This window comes from Spiractinospora alimapuensis (assembly GCF_018437505.1).
GTDB lineage: Bacteria > Actinomycetota > Actinomycetes > Streptosporangiales > Streptosporangiaceae > Spiractinospora > Spiractinospora alimapuensis.
In genome coordinates this window covers 1,964,646-1,983,874 of record NZ_CP072467.1, presented here as the reverse complement: position 1 = coordinate 1,983,874, position 19,229 = coordinate 1,964,646, and the positions used below count along the sequence as shown (strand labels likewise).

Below are 19,229 nucleotides of genomic sequence, written 5' to 3'. Positions count from 1 at the left end.
CGTGCCATGTCCGGTATCGCCCCCGGTGCGACACCTCTGCTTCTCGGAATCGACATCGGTACCGCGAGTAGTAAGGGCGTGCTGGCGACTCCGGAGGGAGACGTGGTCGCGCAGGCCACGGTGGCCCACGGAGTGTCCCGCCCTCACCCGGGGTGGGTGGAGCAGGACGCGGACGGCGTGTGGTGGCACGACGTCGTCCACCTCAGCCGGACCCTGCTCGCCGAGGTCGAGCCGAGCGCCGTGCAGGGCGTCTGCGTGAGCGGTATCGGGCCGGTCGTCCTCCCCGCCGACGCGGCGGGCCGCCCGCTGCGCCCGGCGATCCTCTACGGCGTCGACACCCGCGCTGTCGATATCGCGGCGGAGCTGGAGAGCACGCTGGGGGCCGAGGAGGTGCTGCGCCGCACGGGATCCAGGCTGTCGTCACAGTCGGCGGGACCGAAGGTCACCTGGTTGGCGCGCAACGAGCCGGACATCTGGGGCCGCACCCAACGCCTGTTCATGGCCAGCTCGTACGCCGTGTTCCGGCTGACCGGCGCCTACGTCCTGGACCACCACTCAGCGAGCCAGAGCCAACCCCTCTACGACCGGGAGCGCAACACGTGGATCCCGGAGTGGGCCGAGGTCGTCGCGCCCGGTCTGACCCTGCCCGAGCTGCGGTGGCCGAGTGACGTCGCCGGAACGGTCTCGGCCGCCGCCGCGGCCGAGACCGGAATCCCGGAGGGAACCCCGGTAGCGGTCGGCACCATCGACGCGTGGGCCGAGGCGGAGAGCGCCGATGTGCGTGAGTCCGGCGACGTCATGATCATGTACGGGTCCACGATGTTCTTCATCGCGGTCACCGACCAGCCCGTCATCCACGAGAACCTCTGGGGAACCATCGGGCAGCACGCCGGGATGCACACGCTCGCCGGAGGCATGGCGAGCTCCGGGGCGATCACCGCCTGGTTCCGGGACATCGCGGGGGAGAGGCCTTTCGCCGAACTCGTCGCGGAGGCCGAGGCGGTGCCCGCCGGGTCCGGCGGCCTGCTGGCCCTGCCGTACTTCGACGGAGAGCGCACCCCCTTCGCCGACCCCGACGCGCGTGGCGTCATCGCCGGACTCACCCTGCGGCACGGTGCCGGCCACGTGTACCGGTCGCTACTGGAGGCGACCGCGTTCGGAGCCCGTCACAACCTCGACGCCTTCGCCGACGTCGGGGTGCCACTGCGGCGGATCGTCGCCGTCGGAGGCGGAGCGACCTCCGACCTGTGGCCGGCCATCGTCAGTGACACGACCGGCCACCGGCAGGAGATCCCCACCCGCACCATCGGAGCCGCCTACGGTGACGCCAAGTTCGCCGCGGTCGGCGTCGGTCTCGCCGACCGCGCCACCCGCTGGAACCCACCACGATCCGTCATCGAACCCGGAACCGACGCGCCCACCTACGAGAAGCTCTACCGGCTCTACCGTCGGCTGCACGAGAACACCCGCGACATCCAGCACGAGCTCGCCCACCTCTGACCCCCCTCCACCCCCACCAGGGTTCTTCCACACCCACCGGGATTTCGCCACATCGAACGTGTGGGGGTGGGCCCCGAGCCGCTATTGCGGGGTCAACTCAGCTCATCCTCGAAGATGTCCAGGGGCAGGAACGCCGACACGAGAACGTTGGGCACGTCCACGACCTGGCTGATCTTGAGGTCGACCGCCACGCTGCAGATCGCGTACGCCTGCTCGCGGGTGTAGCCGCGCTCTCCCAACAGGTCGATCATGGCGAGCAGGGCCTGACGTGTCGCTTCGGTGAGGTCCTCGGACCGGTTCTCGCCGGTATTCGTGATCGGCATTCCGGTCGTGGCGAGGAACCGGCGCGGGGCGGCGAAGTGGGGCGCCACCCAGTAGTCGTCCCGCTGGAAGTGGGGCGTCGTGATTCCGCGCCGTGCGGCCTCTCCCTTGCGGAGGGTGAAGCGCAGCCGCGCGGTGGACCTCATCTCGATCGCCATGCCGCAGCTTTCGCAGTCACCCTGCGCGAAGTGAGCGTCGCCGCAACTGAACAAGGCGCCGGGCACGAACACCGGCAGTTGGAGCCGGGCGCTCGCGCTGAGTTGCTTGATGTCGAGGTTTCCGCCGTTCTCCCGGGGTGGCACGGTGCGCAGTCCTTCCTCACCCACCACGCCCCCGGGCACGGCTCCCGCCGGGTCCGGCAACAGAACCTCCTCCCCACGCCGCGCCGCCGCTGTCTCGCGCTCCGTGGCGCGTCGCAACAGCTCGTGGCTCGGCGCGACCCCCATAAGGCCCAGGAAGGGGGCTCCCGGAACGCGCACCCCCGGGATCTCCGCCCAGGTCGCCCAGCCGTCGGCGAGGTCCCAGCGCGCGAGGAACGGTTCGGGGAAGTGGTCCCGCAGGAAACCGAAGCCGGGCACCTCTCCGGTCGCCCCGTAGGTGTCGGGCTGGATCTCCAGCACCTCGACGTCCAACAGGTCGCCCGGTTCCGCGCCCTCGACGTGGATCGGGCCGGTGAGGGGATGGACCCGCCCCAGGTCCAGTGAGTGAAGGTCCTCCAGGTCGACATCGGGCCCGAGCTGACCGTCCAACGCGTCGAGTGTCTCCATGACCACCTCGTCGCCCGACTGGCAGGTGATCACGGGCTCCACGTCGGGGTGCCAGCGGTTGTGTGCGACAGTCTCCTGCGCGGTGACGGACTTCTCGTAGTCAACGCGGATCTCGTGCTCAGCCATGCGATCCTCGGGGGGTAGGAGTGTGGATCGGGAGGACTACCAGATTCCCCGCAAGCCAGACATATGGCAATGCGGTGGCTGTGGACCGTAACCGGATCGGGAACTCAGGTGCTGGTGTCGAGCTGGATGGCTCCACGCACCATGGACGTGGCGAGGTTGTGGACCGCCGTGCGGTCAAGCTGCTCGACGGGCTGCGCGACCAGGGTGAACAACGCGCCGATGTACATGTCGCTCAACGTGCGGACAGCCTCCGGCGACACCGGTGTCCCCATCGTCACGTGGAGCTGTCTGCTGCTGGCCACCGCATCGCCCAGGAGCGCGGACAGACTGTCGGCGAGGGCGGGATAGCCGCGGGCCGCGAGCTGGAGCTCCACGGCGGCGAGATAGCGCTCGCGGTAGGTGGTCGCGGCCTCCCACAGCGAGTGGGCGAGGAGGTCGGCCAGCTCGTCGGCCGACCACTCGTGCCTGTCCTCGGGCCGGGGCCCGGCCGCGCCCGCGCCTCCGGCCGAGGTGGCGGCGGCCACGTCGGCCATGTGCAGCTCGAGGACGCGTTCCGCCGCCGCGACCAGGAGGGCTTCGCGGTTCCGGAAGTAGTTCGAGGCGGTTCCCGCCGGTTGGTCAGCGCGCCTCTCCACGGAACGGTGGGTCAGTCCGTGGGCGCCGTGTTCGGCGAGGAGGGCGATGGCGGCGTCCGCGAGGACACGCCGGCGACGCGGATTGGCGGCGGGCATGCCCCTGAGTCTAGGCCGTGAGGAGCGGCCCACCCGCCCGTAGCGTGTCGCTCTACCGCTGGTCAGCAGTGGTGTGTGCGTTTCCGCACCCTCCTGTGGCCCCTCTCGTGTCCTCGCATACTATTTACTACGTCAGTAGTGAATAGCCGGTCCTCGACGGCGAGGTCCGGAGATGGGGGATCGGACATGCGGGAACTCAACGCCACCGTCGTCGGAGGAGGACTGGCGGGACTCGCCTCGGCGATCACGCTCACGCGAGCGGGCTGGCGGACCACGGTGTTGGAGAGTCGTCAGCAGACGGGAGAGGAGGGGGCGGGAGTCGGTCTGCCCCGAAACGGCATCACCGCGCTGCGGTCCATCGGGTTTTCCGACGCGGAGATCGATGACTTCTGCTACCGGACCTTCCATGTCGGCTACCGCGACCTGAAGGGACATAGCCTCCTGCGCGGCCCGACCGGCGATGACATTCCGCCGTCTCTCTACGTGTGGGGGGTCCACCGCCAGCGGATCCACGCCGCGCTGCTCGCGAAGGCCGTTGAACTCGGCGCTGAGGTCATCGCGGGCGCGCCCGTCACCGGAGTTCGGCCCGGCGCTCCCGATGGTGACCTGGCCACGGTGACATGGGAGAAGGAGGGGACCGCCCACCAGGTGGAGTCCCACCTCGTGATCGCGGCGGACGGCATGTGGAGCGTCGTACGGCGTGAACTCTTCCCGGCGGCGAAGCCACGGTACAGCGGTCACACCAGTTGGCGCGCGATCATCCCGCGGAACGGCTACGAGGACGCACTCTCGGCATACCTGGGGCCCAACGCGGACTTCGGGACCATGCCCATCAGCGAATCCGAACAGTACTGGTACGGATACTTCCGACACCCGGAAAAGGCCACCTTCGACGACGAAGTCGCCGCGGCCCGGGCACGGTTCTTCGGTTGGGCACCAGAGGTCGTAGAGCAGATCGAGGACACCAAGCCGGAGCAGCTGATGCGCCACGACGTCTACCACCTGCCCGGTGGACTTCCCAACTACGTCAAAGGCCGCGTCCTCATGGTCGGCGATGCGGCCCACGCCGCCCTTCCCACCATGGGTGCCGGCGCCTCGACGTCCCTGGAGGACGGAGCGAGCCTGGGGACACTCGTCGCGCAGCGGGTCGTCCGAGGAAACAGCCTGGGCAACGCACTCGCGAAGTTCGACCGCGTCCGCCGCCCTCGTTGCCGCGCCCTCGCCCGCCAGGCTCGCATCAACCAATGGCTGGGGGCAGACGTCGGGGGCGGTCCGCGTCAGTCCCTCCGCAACACGGCCATGCGCCTGATCCCTACCGGCGCCTTGATCAAGGGCTCGGCCCCACTCGTGCGGTGGACGCCACCTAACTGAGCGGGAGTGACCGCGCGGCCGGTTCCTTCAGTCACGAGGACTGTCGGGCGACCGCGATTCCCGTGGACGCTCCCCACCGCGCGATGGAGGCCATCGCCGTGACCAACGGTGTCGCGGCGCTGCTCGCGACCGTCGGACCAACGCCCGGCCCCGCGACGTTCCGACACCTGGACACACAACGACACCCCGGACTGGCGGAGCTCCTGGCCGAGCCGGCTCCGACTCCGGCCACGGACGACCTCCTTCACCAGGTCCTGCCGGGCGTCCTCACCGTGGTATTCAATGGGGGGTTGGATGGCGGAAGCTCGGAGGCGGGTCGGGCTTCCGTCATCCAACGGGGGACGGCCGGGAGGGGGCCGACCCCCGGGTTCACAGGCCGAGGTCCTGCAGGTTGGGCAGTTGGACCCGGGCCGCGACGCGCGCCGCTTCCGGGCTCGCGGTACGGCGTGCGGACTCGGCCGCGGCGCGGCACTGCTCCAGGGAGTGCGACGCCAGAGCGGCCCGGACCAACGGCAGAGCGGAGGCGGCCATGGACAGCGACGTCGCGCCGAGGCCCACCAGCACGCAGGCCAGGACCGGGTCGGCGGCGGCCTCGCCGCACACACCGCAGCCGATGGAGGCGGCAGCCGCCGCGGTACCGGTCAGGGTGATGAGCTCCAGGACGGCCGGTTGCCACGCGTCCTGGAAGTGGTGCAGCGGTCCGCTCTCCCGGTCGGCCGCGCAGGTGTACTGGGCGAGGTCGTTCGTGCCGATGCTGAAGAAGTCCACGGTGGGGGCGACGTGTCGTGCGCTGAGCGCGAGCGCGGGCACCTCCACCATGACGCCGATCTGCTCGACGCCCACGTCGCGGCACTGGGCGACGAACCACTCGGCGTCCGCGCGGTCGGTGACCATGGGAGCCATGACCGCGAGTTCCACCGTGGTTCCCCGCGTGGCCTCGACCAGGGCGGCGAGCTGCCCACGCAGCACCTCCGGTACGTCGCGCATCATGCGCAGCCCGCGGACGCCGAGCGCCGGGTTGGGCTCCGCTCCGGGCGGCGGGAGGAACGGAAGGGGCTTGTCCGCCCCCACGTCGAGGGTGCGCACAACGACCTTGGCGCCCGGGAAGCTCGCGAACACCTGGCGGTAGGTCGACACCTGTTCGTCGTGCCCCGGGGCGTCGGAGCGGTCGAGGAACAGGAACTCGGTCCGGAAGAGTCCGACCCCCTCCGCGCCGGCGGTCCGTGCCGCCTCGGCGTCGGCGGGCCCGCCGATGTTGGCGAGCAGCGCGACCGAGTGCCCGTCGCCCGTCCTTCCGGGGCCCTCCGCTCGGGCCGCAGCTTGGGTGCGGACGCGGTCGGCGTCGAGCACGGACCCCACGCGCTCTGTGGTGGGATCCAGCGTGACGCCGCCGGTGGTCCCGTCGATGAGTACGAGCGTTCCGTCAACGATGTCGTCGGTGCCTGGGCAGGCCACGACGGCGGGGAGGCCGAGGGTGCGTGCGAGGATCGCCGTGTGGCTGGTCGGGCTTCCCTCGCGGGTCACGATGGCGAGTACCCGATCGGGGTCCAGGGTGGCGGTGTCGGCGGGGGCGAGGTCCGCCGCGACGAGGATGAAAGGTTCCCCGGACTCAGGGATGCCGGGCATTGGCACCCCGAGCAGGTGTGCCACGACGCGGTCCCGCACGTCGTCCAGGTCAACGACACGTTCGGCGAGATAGCCGCCGGCCGCCAGCAGCGGCTCGCGGTAGGCGAGGAAGGCGTCGTAGGTGGCCCGCTGCGCGGTGGCGCCCGCGTTGACGCGCTTCTCGACGTCCTTGGCGATCGCGGGATCGCGCGCCATCAGGGCCTGGGCGCTGAGCACGGCCGCGGCCTCGCCACCGGCCTTCTCGCCGCGCCGGGTGAGATCGGTGGCGACGTGCTCCAGCCCGGCGCGGGCGCGTGCGGTCTCGGCCGCGGCATCCCCGGCGTGCGTCGCGGAGGAGTCGGGTTCGGGCACGTCACGCGCCATGCGCCGTGCCGGTCCGACGGCTACTCCAGGGCTGACGCCCTTGCCGATCAGGTCTGCCATTGTGTGTTCCCCCAGGTCCGCAGTGGCGTGTCCAGGTTGTACGGGTCGGGACGTGTGCGCCCCGTGACCACGATCTCGCGGCCCCCGCCGAGGGTACGGCCGTCTCCGCACCCCGCTGAAAGCTACAGTGCCCGCACGGCGTTCCTCGGCCGGGGGCGAGCGTTCCGACGGACGTCAGGGTCGCCCGTCCGCCCGGTGTGCGCGCAACCGCCGCTCAGGCGAGAGCGTTGGTTCCCTGACGGCCGAGGTGCGTACACGGCGTCCGCTCCGATCGTGTCGTATGCCCGCTGCTGTGCGGAGTGTTCGCGTCCCTAGTGTCGGAGGCTGAGCGATGCTGGTGCCCCGGTGGCGGAGCGCGGACCGTCGGTTCGACCGCGGGCGGACCGGTTCCCTTTCTGGCGTGGCGCCGAGACCGTGTCCTGAAGTGCCCGCTGCGAGTGGCTCCCACTCGGTGCGATTCGTCGCTTCGTCGTTCCTGTCGCGCGCACCCTGGTGCGGAGTGCTCGCCTCCCGTGCGTTCGAGGCTGGAAGGTGCTGGTGTCCCCGTTCGGGGTGTGGACGATGTCGCCCGACCGCCGGTGGCCCGGGAGCTCGCAGGCATCTCCGGTCGCCGCGTCCCACTGGTTGGGTGGTCCCGCACCCCTCCCTGCTTTCCTGGTGTGGCGCCGGGGCCGTGCTCTCCAGGTCCCTGCCGGTGGGCTGCTTGGCGGCGCGCGAACCACCACACGCCCCACGCTCGCGTCTCGGCGACTACGCCGGTGCTTCGACGGCCGGAGTGGTCAACGTCCGCAGGATCTCCGGCAGTTCGCCGGCGACCGCGTCGCGGGCCGCCCCCAGATACCGACGTGGGTCCACACCGTTGGGGTTGTCGCTCAGCCATGTCCGGGCGGCCGTGGTGAAGGTCGCGTTCAGACGGGTGGCGATGTTGACCTTGGTGATGCCGGCCCGCACCGCGCGCCCCAGGTCGTCGTCGGAGACACCGGACGAGCCGTGGAGCACCAGCGGCACGCTCACCGCGGCACGCAGGCGTTCGATGAGCGCGAAGTCCAGTGTGGCGGTCTGTTCCACCATCGCGTGGGACGTTCCCACCGCGACCGCCAGCATGTCCACACCCGTGCGTTCGACGAACCGTCGCGCGTCGTCGGGGTCGGTGCGGGCACCTGGGGCGTGAACACCGTCCTTGCCGCCGACCTCGCCCAGCTCGGCCTCGACGACGACCCCGTTGGCGTGGCAGTGCCGCACCACGTCGGCCGTCGCCGCCTCGTTCTCCGCGTACTCCAGCGCGGAGGCGTCGAACATCACGGACGGGAACCCCAGCTCGACGGCCTCGCCCACCAGGTCAGGGCGGGTGGCATGGTCCAGGTGAACCGCGACCGGTACGGTCGCGGCCCGGGCCACGGCCAAGGTGGCGAGGCCTATGGGCGCGAGCGCGCCGTGGTAGCGCACGGTGTTCTCGCTGATCTGCAGGATGACCGGGGTTTCGGCCCGCTCGGCGCCCGCGACGAGGGCCTCGGCGTGCTCCAACTGCACGACGTTGAAGGCCCCGACACCATGGCCCGCCGCTGCGGCGGGAGCGACCAGGTCAAGAGTGGACGTCAGCGGCATCCTCATGCTCCAAACTCGCTGTCGTCGGCCAGGGAGAGTCGACGGAGACGTCCTCCACCCGGACGGCGGACTGGTATCGGATGTAGTCGGGCGTGGAGAACCCGCCGGCGACCGGAAAGTGCACCGCCGCGGCGGACAACGCGACCGCGTCCTTGGCGATCTGGCCCCAGGTGTGGCCGGCGGCCAGCCCGGTGGCGATCGCGGCCACGGTCGCGTCCCCGGCTCCGGTGGGGTTGCCGCGGACGCGTTCCGGCGGGGTGACCCGCACGGCCGTGTCCTCGTTCACCACGAGGAGCCCCTCGGCGCCGAGAGAGACCGCGACACACTGCGCGCCCATGTCCCGCAGGGCGCGGGCGCCGAGCAGCGGGTCGCGGTGCCCCGTGGTCTCCACGAGTTCCTGGGCGTTGGGTTTGACCACGGTGGGCCCGGCCGCCGCGGCGGCGGTGAGCGCCGCGCCGGTGGCGTCGATCACCGTGGGCACGCCGCGGCTCCGGGCGAGCTCGACCAGTTCCGCGTAGGCGGAGTCGGGCACCCCGGGCGGTAGGCTGCCGGAGCAGACCGCCACGTCCACGGTCGCGATCATGCGGGTGAAGTGGTCGCGGAACGCCGACCACTCCGCCGTCGACACCCGTGGGCCGGTCTCGTTGAACAGGGTGGCGTCGCCGTCGGCCCCGGAGACCATGGTGTGTGTGCGTCGGGACTCGGCGCCGATGGACAGGAACGCCTCTGGGAAGCCTGAGACCACCTCCTCGCGGATCGCCTGTCCCGTGGCGCCGCCGACGAGGCCGGTCGCGCAGGTGTCCTGTTCGAGTGCCGCCAGGACGCGGGACACGTTGACTCCCTTGCCCCCCGCCTGGGCGTGCTGTTGTGTGACGCGGTGCGCGCTGTTGGGAACGAGGCGCTCGATCTCGTAGGTGACATCGAGCGCCGCGTTCAGAGTGACCGTGAGGATCACGATCCCGACCCTCCTCCCATATCAGTGGTCAAGGATCACGGAACGAGTCAGGTTGCGCGGTTGGTCCGGGTCGAGACCCTTGGCGCGCGCGGTCGCGAGCGCCAGCCGCTGGACTCGAACGAGTTCGGCGAGAGGGTCGAGGGAACTGGTCTCGGCGTGGCCGCCGGTGCGCTCGACGTCAGCGACGAGGCCGTCGGGGGCGGCACCGAGGATCCACACCACACGACCGGTGGTCGTGACGCTGATGGGACCGTGGCGGTAGTCCATCGCGGGGTAGGACTCGGTCCAGGCCTGGGCGGCCTCCCGCATCTTCAGGGCCGCCTCGTTGGCGAGCCCCACGGACCAGCCCTGACCGAGGAACGTGATCTGTTCCGCGGTCAGGAGTTGGGGGTGGAGGTCGGAGGTGAGGGCGGTGCTCAGGTCGCTCAGCGCTGTGTCGACGTCGTCGCCGAGGGAGGCGCGCAGGAGCATCAGCGCGGTGGTGGCGAAGCGTGTCTGGACCACGGACTCCTCGTCGGCGAAGTCCAGGGAGACGATCGTGTCGGCCACGTCGGCGATCGGCGACTCGGGAACCGCGGTGATCGCGACGGTCGGGGTGGTGCCCCGTACCTGCTTGAGGAGGTCGAGAACCTCAGTGGTGGTGCCGGACCGGGTGATCGCGAGGATCCGGTCGTAGGAACGGCCCTCCGGCATCTCTGAGGCGGCGAACGCGTCCGTCTCGCCGTGACCACCATCTTCGCGCAGCCGTGCGTAAGCCTGCGCGATGAACCAGGAAGTCCCGCAACCGACGACAGCCACACGCTCGCCCGCCTGCGGCAGGACCGATGCGTGTCGCGGCGCGACGTCCGCCGCACGACGCCAGCACTCCGGCTGGCTCTGGATCTCCCGTTCGATGTGGGCCTCGGTCATCCGTCCCATCCCCCCTTGCATCCAATTGTGAGCATGACGGTCTATCTATGCAACATATACGCTAAAAACAATCATAAACAATCACGGCAACTAGGTGATCGCGCACATGTGGCAAGCTGGAACCTGATCAGAGGGCCGACGAGCGGCAGTTGGAAGGTGCACGGTGGGGAAGCACGAGCGCTGGAACCTCCTCCTGGAGCTGTTGTCCGCCCGGGAGCGACTGAGCGTCGAGGAGGCCGCGCAGGAGCTACGGGTGTCGGCGGCGACGGTCCGCCGCGACTTCGAGGAGCTCGCGCAACAACAGATGCTCACGCGCACGCACGGCGGCGCGATCGCGAACACGATCGCCTATGACCTGCCGCTGCGCTACAAGAGCGCGCGTCACACCACGGAGAAGCAGCGCATCGCCGCCCGGGTGGCCCAGTTGGTACGTCGCGGCAGCATCGTCGGCATGAACGGCGGGACCACCACGACGGAGGTCGCGCGAGCGTTGGCGACCCGGCCGGACATCAACGCCGAGCAGGACGGCACCTCGACCGCGCTCACGTTGGTCACCAACGCCATCAACATCGCCAACGAGTTGACGGTCCGCCCCAACGTCAAACTCGTCGTCACCGGCGGAGTCGTGCGCTCACAGTCCTACGAGTTGGTGGGCCCGCTGTCCACCGGGCTGTTCGACGACGTCACGTTGGACGTCGCCATCCTGGGGATCAACGGGATTGAGGCGGTCGCCGGCGCGACCTGCCACAACGAGGGCGAGGCGAGCATCAACCGCCTCATGGCGACACGGGCCCAGCAGGTGATCGTTGTCGCCGATGGATCAAAGGTGGGCCACCGAGCGTTCGCCCGGATATGCGGGATCTCCGAGGTCAACACCTTCGTCACCGACGCGAGCGCCGACCCCGCGCAGTTGGAGCGCTTCGAGGAGGCCGGCGTGGAGGTCGTGCGCGTCTGACCCAGCGGGGGGTGTGCCCTCGGCACGGGCGCCCGCGACGCGCGGAGCGGCCGCGCTATTCGGCGGCGCGGTACGCCGGTGCGATCACACCCGCGAGGTCACGGACGGCGTGGGACGCGTCCGCCCCCCGGGCCTCCAGCCGGATCCGTGTTCCACTGTCCACACCCAGGCTGAGCAGGGCGAGCACGCTCTTGGCGTCCGCCTGTCGCTCACCCGCGTGGACGGTGATGTCCGCCTGGAACGCGGAGGCGCGTTGGGCCAGTTCCGCGGCGGGCCGCGCGTGGAGGCCTTCGGCCGCTTCCACCGGAATCTCGAGGCTGTGGTGCTCGGAGCTGTGCGTCTCGGTCATGCGTTGTCCTCAGGAAACTTGGAACTTGCCAGGTAAAACCTTGACAGCGTTGCGTGCTTTTGCGCAATATTAGGCTAATCTGATCACAGTTGCTTGCATGGGGGTGCGCATGGGAAGCACGGCAGGGCTCGCGGGCGTCGTCACCGCAGACACGATCCGCGCGCGGATCGCGGTCACGTCCTGGGAGGAGGCCGTCCGGGCGTCCGGTGAACTCCTCGTACGAGCCGGCGCCTGTGAACCCCCCTATGTCGAGGCGATGGAACAGGCCGTGCGCGATCTCGGCCCCTACATCGTGCTCGCTCCCGGTGTGGCCATGCCCCACGCGCGTCCCGAAGCCGGGGTGGTTCGCCCAGGGATCGCCGTCGTCACACTCGACACCCCCGTCCCCTTCGGACACGCGGCCAACGACCCCGTGGATCTGGTGATCCCGTTCGCGGCGGTCGACAAGGACGCCCACTTGGCGACCCTGCAGCGACTCGTGGCGCTGCTCCAGGACCAGACCGCGCTCGACCGGGTGCGCGAGGCGACCACCGACGAAGAGCTGTGCACCGCCCTGGGACTCGAGGCCCAGGACACCCAGACCAACTGACCAGCGGTTTCCACCAGATAGGAGCCAGAAGATGCGGATTGTGACCGTGTGCGGCATGGGACTCGGCACCAGCATGATGCTCGCGATGAACGTCCGCGGGGTCCTCGCCGACGAAGGCATCAGCGCCAACGTCGAACCCGTCGACCTCGGCTCGTTCAAGACCATGCCCGCCGACGTCGTGATCGCTCCTCGGGAGATGGAGCGGCAGGTCACCGGAACCAGCGCGGCAGTCGTCCTCATCGACAACCTGGTGGACAAGGACGAGATCAAGTCCAAGACCCTACAGACCGTGCGCTCACTCCAGGGGTAGTGAACTATGGAAGCCCTGCACTTCTTCGTCGCGCTGATCCAGGTCCCAGCGATCATCGTTGGCCTCATCGCGCTCGTCGGCCTGGTCGTCCAACGCAAGCCGCTCGGTGACACGGTGGCGGGCACCATCAAGACGGTGCTGAGCATGCTCATCATCGCCGGTGGTATCACCGTCCTCACCACGGCGCTGGGCCCCATCCAGCTCATGTTCGAGAACTCCCTGCCCACCGGCGGGATCCAGACCTTCGTCACCTTCGACGAGGGCGTGGTCAGCGCGGTCCAGACCGAGAACGTCGCCAACATCGGCATGCTCATCGGCCTCACCCTGCTCTTCGGCTACGCCTTCCACCTGTTCCTCGCCCGTGTCACCAAGGCCCGTTTCGTGTACCTGACCGGGCACATGATCTGGGTGCACGCCGGCGCCTTCGCCATCCTGTTCCACAGCCTCGGGTTCGGACCCGTCGCCACAGTGGTCCTCGCGTCCCTGCTGGACGGCGCGTACATGACGTTCGCCCCGGCCATCGCCCAACCGTTCATGCGCAAGATCACCGGGCGGGACGACATCGCGTTCGGCCACGGCCAGACCCTGCTGAACGTCCTGGGAGCCCTGGTGGGGCGCGCGATCGGCAACCCGAAGAAGTCGACCGAGGACATCAAGGTCCCCGAGAAGCTCAACTTCTTCCGGGACATCGCGGTCTCGACCAGCATCGTGATGACCATCGTGGCCTTCGCCGCGGCGATCGCGGCCCTCATCCAGCTCGGCACCACCGGGTTCGCCGAGGAGATCTCCGACGGGGAGAACTGGGCCGTCTTCACGCTCCTCGCCGCGCTCGGGTTCACGGCCGGCATGCTCATCCTGCTCTACGGGGTGCGCATGCTCATCGCGGAGATCGTCCCCGCCTTCGAGGGGATCGCCCGCAAGCTCATCCCGAACGCCAAGCCCGCCCTGGACGTCCCGGTCATCTTCGCCTTCGCACCCAACGCGCTCATCATCGGTCTGATCGCCGGTGTCCTCGGCCAGTTGGCGGGTATGGCGCTCCTCGCCGGGATCGGCTGGCCCGTTCCCATCCCGAGCATGATCGCGGCGTTCTTCGCCTGCGGCGCGGCGGCCATCTTCGGTAACGCCACCGGTGGACGCGTCGGCGCCTGGGCGGGCGGGTTCCTGTGGGGCTTCCTCGGATGGATCCTCATCAGTTACGCCTACAAGTTCGAGATCTTCGGGGACCTCACCGCGATGGGCGCCCTGGGCCTCGGATTCACCGTGCCCGACGCCATCGTCCCCGCCATCGTCCTGGACGGTGTGGCGCGCATCTTCGGCGCCGGCGGGGGAATCGCGGCAGCCGCGCTGACCGTCGCCGCGGTCGCGGCCGCTACCGTGACGGCCATCGTGTGGAAGCCGAAGTCCACCGAAACGGCCGAGACGGCGGAACCGGCCGTGGAGTCAGCGGAGTCAGACGCCGGAGCCTCGACAGAGGAGTCGGCCGAGAAGTCGATCAGTAAGGACGACTAGTCCCATGGTCGAAACGAAGGGAAACACACCAGTGTCGACGTTGCCATCGACCTATCTGGACAAGACGATCGCGCTGCTGGAAAGGCTGCGCGACGAGGAGATCCCCGCGGTGGGGGAAGCGGGTGCCGTCATCGCACGCGCCATCGCGGACGGCGGGCGCCTGTTCGCCTTCGGATGCTCCCACTCGTCCTTGCCGGTGCAGGACATCGTCTACCGGGCGGGCGGCCTCATCCTCGCCAACCCGGTGTACGGGCCGGGCATCGCCGCGGTGGACACCCGTCCGACCACGTTGGGCTCCGACATCGAGAAGCTGTCGGGCTACGCCAAGGCCATTCTGGACAACGGTCCGATTCGTGCCGGGGACGTCCTGATTGTGGTGTCCGTCTCAGGCCGGAACGCCGTGCCGATCGAGATGGCCCAGCTGGCGCGGGAACGCGGCGTCACCGTGATCGGTGTCACCTCACACGAGTACACCGATGCCGTGACCTCGCGGCACGAATCCGGTAAGAAGATGAAGGACTTCGCCGACTACGTGCTCGACAACAAGGTCGGCGTGGGGGACGCCGTACTGGAGACCGAGGGCGTGCCCCAGAAGTTCGCTCCCGCATCCGGCGTCACCACGGCGGCTCTGCTGCACGCGCTGATGGCGTCGGTCATCGAGGAACTCCTCGCTCGGGACATCACCCCTCCCGTGTTCCTCGCGGCCAACGTCGACGGCGGGGCCGAATGGAACGCGAAGCTCCTCGACGAGTACGCGGACCGCATTTTCTACTTGTGAGAACCGAGGTGGGAGTGGCCGGGCGGGGACCGGTCACTCCCACCTTCACTCCACCGGCGGGGAGGGACCGGTCATGAGCCCAGACGAACAGCAACGTCGATTCCCAGGAGTCGCGTTCGGGGTGCGCCTCGCGCGGCGATGGCTCACCGACCAGTTGGACGAGGGCGGTGTCGAACCCGAACTCTGCTCCAACGCCGTCCAGGTCCTGGCCGAACTCGCCGCCAACGCCGCCGAGCACACCCGCAGCGGGCTGCCCGGGGGAACGTTCCACGTCCGACTGAGGGTCGGCAACACCAAACTACGCCTCGAGGTCACCGACCAAGGCAGCGACGAGACCGCCCCGGTCGCCCGCCGGGCCGGCCCCTTCGCCACATCCGGCCACGGGCTGGAGATCGTCAACGCGTTGAGCAGCCAGTGGTGGACCAAGAGCCACGACGACGGACGCACCGTCTTCGCCGAGGTGCCACACACGCCCGACACGCCGCCACCAGGCTTCTCCGCCTCGGTACACGCCGGAGCGGTGTGACCGTCCGTTCGCGTCCGTCCGCGCCCCTATCAGGGTTTCTCCTCCACCGGGATTACGCCACATCCATCAGGTGGGGGCGCACATCGACCCGCTCTACCGGGTCGCCAACGCCCACCACCGATGAGCGGCACGCCGCATGTCCAGTGCCGGCCGGTCGGTGAGCCGGTCATCGTCTGGCTCCCGACCACCGGCGGTCGCTACCATTAGCGCGGTTTGTCCCTGACCCCCCCGAGGAGGGGTGTGTGGCCGCGATGGAACGTGTGGGCCGGTGGGGATGGCTCTTCCTTGGGATCCTTGGGGGCTTCCTGCTCACGTTGGGCGCGGTCGCCACCTTCACCACCGAGAACGGAGGCGGGAGCGCCGCGCTCACCGCCATCGGCGGCGCCATGGTCATCATTCCCGTGTGGAACGTCGTCTCCAACTGGGAGAGAGAGGTGACGCGGTCCCACCACAGGGCCGCCAAGCAGTTCGGTCAGGCGGAACGTGCCCAGGCCGAGGGTGACCCGGATCTGGCCGAGCAACTCCACGCCGAGGCCGAAGCCACCATGTTGGCCACCTTGCCGGCCAAGAGTAGGCGTCCCCGCCGTGGGATCCCCGAGGTGGAGCAGAAGGTCACCTTGGAAGCGACGATCAGTCGGATGCGCCGGGCCGCGTTCAAAGAGACCCTGGACCGAACCGAGATCGTCGGCTGGCTACGTTCGGCCGATGACACGCAGCGGATATCGGCACTCGCGGTGATGGAGGTTCGTCCGGATCTCCGCGACCTGGAGCCGGTCTTCGCCGCGATGGAAACCCCCCACAGCCCGGTCGAGCAGCACCAAGCCTTGGTCGTGCTCCACGCCAGCCTCGACGACATGGGGTCGGTCGAGCGTGACCGCCTGCACGAACTCGCGATCGCACAGCTCGACGGCGCGAGCAAGCAGAACAAGGAAGTGTTCACCGACATCCTGAAGCGGTCCCGCGCCACTCCCTCCGCCCCGGCGACCGGCGGGACGGCGAGGACGGAGGACGAGGAACCGGTAGCGCCCACCGACCGGGAATCCTAGGATCGGTGACGACCTGACTTCACCCCCAGGAGGTCCCGCGTGGCGGAGGAGAATCGCAACGAGCTCTCGGGCGCGGCGCGGGACGTGGTGCAGACGGGGCCGGTCAAGAACCTCACGGTCAACCTGAATGAGGTGCCGCGGCCCGAGTCGGTTCGGATACTGCCACAGCCAGACCCCAAGTACGCCAACCGGACCCGGGAGCTCGCCGCGTGCGCCGCGTACGTCGATGCGTTCCGGGCGAGTCACGGTGGCGGCCTGGTCCTCGTCCAGGGCGCGGCCGACATCGGAAAATCCGCGTTCCTCCGTGAGGCCGCGCATCGTCACGCCGACGACTTCAGCGATGTCGTGCATCTCGCGCTCTCCAGGTTCCGCGACGACGCGGGCGACACCGACTACGACGCGGCGTTGGACAGTGTGCTGCGTGGCCTCGGAGTCCCGAGTGAGGAGCGCTCTCGATCCCGGACGCGGTCCGCCCCGCGTCCACTCGCCGCACTGTCCCGCGCCGGGCAGGCCCGCACCATCCTGCTGACCGTCGACGACGTCGTCGACTACGGCGAGCTGCGGCTCCTCACCCGCACCCCCGACGCCACCGTGCGACTGGTGGTGATTGCCGCCTGTGCCGCCGAGTTCTCCGGTACAGAGGAGGCCCACGCCGCTGGAGCGGACATCGTCCTTCTCGAGGAGTTCGCCGAACCCGACTCCATGGAACTCCTGCGTTCCTTCCCGGATGTGAGCGCCAAACTCGACCGCGCCGACGCCGGGCACGCCGCCGATCTGATCGCGCTGTGCCAGGGGCTGCCCTCGGTCCTTCGGATGGTGGCGGCACACCTGGCCACGCAGCCAACGCTGGGGGTAGAGGAGTTCGTCGCGGCCGCGGACGCGGAGATGTTCCGGGACCCCGCCCTCGTCCCGGCGGAGGCGGTGGTGCGGCTGGGCGTGGGCGGGCTCGATCCCGATCAGGTCGAGGTACTGAGCCAACTGGCCGCCTACCCGGGGCGCTTCAAGCCGCCGGAAATCGCCGCCCTGGTCGGGGAGGGGAGCTCTGCCGCGGTGGACGCACTGGTCCGCGCCGACCTCGTCCGTCCCACGGGTGAGGGGAACGACGTGGAGATGGTGGAGCTCGTTCAAGCCCACGCCCGGCTGTTGCTCAAGAAATCGTCGCACGACCGAATCGAACGGGCCAATAAGGCCGTCGTCCAGTTCGCCAACGTCACCCACCGCGAAGCCGATCGACGGATCGGCGGCGACCGGCTGCGCTTCGGCCACCTTCTGGACGCGACGAAGCTGACCATCCCCACCGCGAACCACCGGTTACCGTTCGGCACCGCCACCGAGGCCGCCGCGTGGCAGGACCAGCACCTCGCGCAGGTGCCCACGGTGATGCGTATGGCGGAGGAGGAACTCCGCCAATCCGACGTCGCCCTCCAACTCGCGGAGGCGGTGTGGCCGATCGCCTACTCGCGCGGCCGGTGGACCCACGCGAGCGTCATCTTCGACCTCATGGGCGAGATCGCGGCACATGCCAACCGGGATATCCAGTTGGCCCAGGCCCGCTGCTACCAGGCACGCGTCAATATGCGTCTCGGGAGGCTGGACCAGGCGTCCGCGCAGGTCGAGACGGCGCGGGAGCTCGAGGGGATCATCGCTCTCCCCGAACTCAGCGCGGTGGTCCTGGAGACCCACGGCCTGCTCTTGGACCAGTGTGGCGAATCGCGGGCCGCGGTCGAGTCGATGCGTCGCGTCCTGGATCTGCACCGAGAACTGGGCCGGGCCCGGGGGTTCGTGCTGCAGACCTGCCAGCTCGCCGACATCCGGATCCGTCTGGGTCAGCACGAGGAGGCCCGAGCGGAACTGGACCAGGCCGAGGCCCTCGCGCGAGCCCACAAGGACACGGACCCCCACGACTGGACCTTGCGCCTGGCCCGGATCGAGGTGACCCGTGCCGAGTCCCACCTCGCCGTCGGCGACGCCGACGCGGCCGAGCCACACGCCGAGCGGGCCCGGCTCTTGTGCCAACGGCGAAGGGGGGAACCCGTCCGCGAGGTCCGCGCCTTGCGCGCGCTCGAGGAGGTCGCCCGCCAACGCGGCGAAACCGAGAACGTCCGCGTCTATCAGGAACGCCAACGACGCATCTTCGAGCATTACCACATGGATGCCCACACCCGCGAGCTCGACGACCGGACGCGATAGCGGCGGCGCACGTCCTCGCACACCGCACCCCGATGTGGGAGGCGCTGGCGACAGCGCGTCCTCAAGCCCCGCCGCGCGAAGCAGCGTTCTACGGCGTTCCCGTCGGACGGGGCACGCTGCCTCAGGTCCAGTCTCAGGAAAGTGGTGCCGGGACGGACACGCGGGGCGGTCGTTCTCAGGCGGTGGGTCATCCGGAGCCCGGGACCGAAGCGGAGCGACCGACGACGCGGCCGACCGACCTCGACCGCGCGGCTACCACCGCACTCCCGGTCGCACTTCAGGCCGCACGTCACTCGCACAGTGGGGGCTACACCCGCGCACAGCGGTCTCGGCGGCGTGCCGGTGGGATGGGGGCGCGACCGAAGGGCCCAACCGCAGGGGTGGTGGTGGCGGGAAGAACACGAGGCGGCGGTCGTTCCCGGTAGGCCTGACCTCTGATTCGCCGTGGGCCGGGCCCGAGTGTTCCGCCCCGCGTCCGTCGCTGTTCACCGCTGGAGCCACACGTTCACCTGCCCCCACGGGAGTGTTTCTCGCGGGTTTTCGAATGGGGGAGTGGGCGTCGCAGCTACTGGGGTGGCTTCCCGATGACGCCCGAGCGGGGGTCCGGGCTTCGGCTCCCGGGACGATCCGTGCTGGACGTCCT

17 protein-coding genes are annotated in these 19,229 nt (G+C 69.7%); 10 read left to right on the top strand and 7 right to left on the bottom strand.

What is annotated here, in order from left to right:
• The first annotated feature begins 6 nt into the window (after positions 1-6).
• Entirely contained in the window at positions 7-1,500 is a 1,494-nt protein-coding gene (locus J4H86_RS09145; RefSeq protein WP_236543078.1) for an FGGY-family carbohydrate kinase, read from the top strand.
• Positions 1,501-1,592: 92 nt separating this feature from the next.
• Here J4H86_RS09145 and J4H86_RS09140 read toward each other — a convergent pair whose 3' ends face one another.
• Together J4H86_RS09140 and J4H86_RS09135 are read right to left on the bottom strand one after the other, a co-directional pair.
• Complete coding sequence (locus J4H86_RS09140) at positions 1,593-2,714, bottom strand: acetamidase/formamidase family protein (RefSeq protein ID WP_236543077.1); 1,122 nt, start codon at positions 2,712-2,714, stop codon at positions 1,593-1,595.
• 104 nt (positions 2,715-2,818) lie between these two features.
• Positions 2,819-3,445: a TetR/AcrR family transcriptional regulator gene (locus tag J4H86_RS09135; protein WP_236543076.1), complete on the bottom strand. Its 627-nt coding sequence runs from the start codon at positions 3,443-3,445 to the stop codon at positions 2,819-2,821.
• Between the two features lie 186 nt (positions 3,446-3,631).
• Here J4H86_RS09135 and J4H86_RS09130 point away from each other — a divergent pair, with 186 nt between their 5' ends.
• On the top strand, positions 3,632-4,816 hold the full coding sequence (locus J4H86_RS09130) for an FAD-dependent monooxygenase (RefSeq protein ID WP_236543075.1): 1,185 nt from the start codon (positions 3,632-3,634) through the stop codon (positions 4,814-4,816).
• A gap of 369 nt (positions 4,817-5,185) precedes the next feature.
• Here J4H86_RS09130 and ptsP read toward each other — a convergent pair whose 3' ends face one another.
• The 4 genes from ptsP to J4H86_RS09110 form a co-directional block, all read right to left on the bottom strand.
• Positions 5,186-6,865, bottom strand: a complete 1,680-nt coding sequence (gene ptsP, locus J4H86_RS09125; protein WP_236543074.1) for a phosphoenolpyruvate--protein phosphotransferase — start codon at positions 6,863-6,865, stop codon at positions 5,186-5,188.
• Positions 6,866-7,615: 750 nt separating this feature from the next.
• Positions 7,616-8,470 (bottom strand): class II fructose-bisphosphate aldolase, encoded by an 855-nt coding sequence (locus tag J4H86_RS09120; protein ID WP_236543073.1) that lies wholly within the window; start codon positions 8,468-8,470, stop codon positions 7,616-7,618.
• A complete protein-coding gene (locus J4H86_RS09115; protein WP_236543072.1) occupies positions 8,448-9,425 on the bottom strand; it encodes a 1-phosphofructokinase family hexose kinase in 978 nt (325 codons plus the stop codon). The genes J4H86_RS09120 and J4H86_RS09115 overlap by 23 nt, the downstream gene beginning before the upstream one ends.
• Before the next feature lie 21 nt (positions 9,426-9,446).
• Positions 9,447-10,334, bottom strand: coding sequence for an SIS domain-containing protein (locus tag J4H86_RS09110; RefSeq protein WP_236543071.1), 888 nt, complete (start codon positions 10,332-10,334; stop codon positions 9,447-9,449).
• A 163-nt stretch (positions 10,335-10,497) separates the two neighbouring features.
• Between J4H86_RS09110 and J4H86_RS09105 the strand changes: the two genes are divergently transcribed.
• Entirely contained in the window at positions 10,498-11,289 is a 792-nt protein-coding gene (locus tag J4H86_RS09105; protein ID WP_236543070.1) for a DeoR/GlpR family DNA-binding transcription regulator, read from the top strand.
• A gap of 55 nt (positions 11,290-11,344) precedes the next feature.
• Here J4H86_RS09105 and J4H86_RS09100 read toward each other — a convergent pair whose 3' ends face one another.
• Positions 11,345-11,638, bottom strand: coding sequence for an HPr family phosphocarrier protein (locus tag J4H86_RS09100; RefSeq protein WP_236543069.1), 294 nt, complete (start codon positions 11,636-11,638; stop codon positions 11,345-11,347).
• A gap of 109 nt (positions 11,639-11,747) precedes the next feature.
• Here J4H86_RS09100 and J4H86_RS09095 point away from each other — a divergent pair, with 109 nt between their 5' ends.
• The 7 genes from J4H86_RS09095 to J4H86_RS09065 all read left to right on the top strand — a co-directional run bounded on the left by J4H86_RS09095 (position 11,748) and on the right by J4H86_RS09065 (position 18,586).
• Positions 11,748-12,227 carry a PTS sugar transporter subunit IIA gene (locus J4H86_RS09095; protein ID WP_236543068.1) on the top strand — a complete coding sequence of 160 codons (480 nt, stop codon included), beginning with the start codon at positions 11,748-11,750 and terminating at the stop codon, positions 12,225-12,227.
• Positions 12,228-12,258: 31 nt separating this feature from the next.
• Positions 12,259-12,537 (top strand): PTS sugar transporter subunit IIB, encoded by a 279-nt coding sequence (locus J4H86_RS09090; protein WP_236543067.1) that lies wholly within the window; start codon positions 12,259-12,261, stop codon positions 12,535-12,537.
• Positions 12,538-12,543: 6 nt separating this feature from the next.
• Entirely contained in the window at positions 12,544-14,046 is a 1,503-nt protein-coding gene (locus tag J4H86_RS09085) for a PTS ascorbate transporter subunit IIC (protein ID WP_236543066.1), read from the top strand.
• 4 nt (positions 14,047-14,050) lie between these two features.
• Positions 14,051-14,824 carry a sugar isomerase domain-containing protein gene (locus J4H86_RS09080; RefSeq protein ID WP_236543065.1) on the top strand — a complete coding sequence of 258 codons (774 nt, stop codon included), beginning with the start codon at positions 14,051-14,053 and terminating at the stop codon, positions 14,822-14,824.
• A 73-nt stretch (positions 14,825-14,897) separates the two neighbouring features.
• Complete coding sequence (locus J4H86_RS09075; protein WP_236543064.1) at positions 14,898-15,350, top strand: ATP-binding protein; 453 nt, start codon at positions 14,898-14,900, stop codon at positions 15,348-15,350.
• Between the two features lie 242 nt (positions 15,351-15,592).
• Positions 15,593-16,396, top strand: coding sequence for a hypothetical protein (locus tag J4H86_RS09070; RefSeq protein ID WP_236543063.1), 804 nt, complete (start codon positions 15,593-15,595; stop codon positions 16,394-16,396).
• A 39-nt stretch (positions 16,397-16,435) separates the two neighbouring features.
• Positions 16,436-18,586 (top strand): tetratricopeptide repeat protein, encoded by a 2,151-nt coding sequence (locus J4H86_RS09065; RefSeq protein WP_236543062.1) that lies wholly within the window; start codon positions 16,436-16,438, stop codon positions 18,584-18,586.
• The last annotated feature ends 643 nt before the right edge of the window (positions 18,587-19,229 follow it).